The following is a 258-nucleotide window of genomic DNA, read 5'->3' as shown; positions in this document are numbered from 1 at the left end:
AATGGTTGTAACACCCTGCGGATCGGGAATTGTCACCGGCCCCGCCACCAGTCGTACATCCGCACCAAGTCGCGCCAGAGCCGCAGCAATCGCATGTCCCTTCTTGCCGGAGGAGCGGTTGGCAATATAACGCACCGGATCAATCGGTTCATGGGTCGGGCCCGATGTGATGATGATCTTCTTCCCAGCCAGCGGCAGATACTGAGGCGGCAAAAGTAATTGTTCAATCTTAGCGACGATCTGCAAAGGCTCACTCAT

Annotated in this window: 1 protein-coding gene; it reads right to left on the bottom strand. The window is 55.8% G+C overall.

What is annotated here, in order from left to right:
- Positions 1–258 (bottom strand): phosphopantothenoylcysteine decarboxylase domain-containing protein (locus tag HBA93_RS22010; RefSeq protein WP_286202135.1); only part of this gene is annotated, 258 nt, incomplete at both ends.

This window comes from Ochrobactrum sp. SFR4, assembly GCF_019730395.1.
GTDB lineage: Bacteria > Pseudomonadota > Alphaproteobacteria > Rhizobiales > Rhizobiaceae > Pseudochrobactrum.
The sequence above is the reverse complement of the archived record's forward strand: the minus strand, read 5'-3'. Positions and strand labels throughout refer to the sequence as shown.